Annotated in this window: 1 pseudogene; it reads left to right on the forward strand. The window is 34.1% G+C overall.

Going from position 1 to position 211, the window contains the following annotated elements:
- A pseudogene (locus HMPREF2704_RS03860) lies at positions 1-211 on the forward strand (peptidase S51); the annotation flags it as partial.

A 211-nucleotide genomic window follows, 5' to 3' on the forward strand; every position in this document is an offset into this window, starting at 1 on the left:
ACAAATTTTTTTGATGGGTGGAAATCCGCCGATAAAGAACCATACGATTGTTAAAAAAATTGTGTCATCAAGGAAAATCGAAAGAATTGTCATTTTTACAGTTTATCGAGAAAATTGGCAACCCTATATGAAAAAGTACACGGAAGTTTTCCGAAGCCATTTTTCTAACCTAAACACTGATTACTTACTCTTGGACACTGAGCAGATTGAT

The organism is Streptococcus sp. HMSC076C09, from assembly GCF_001837905.1.
Taxonomy (GTDB): Bacteria; Bacillota; Bacilli; order Lactobacillales; family Streptococcaceae; genus Streptococcus; species Streptococcus parasanguinis_I.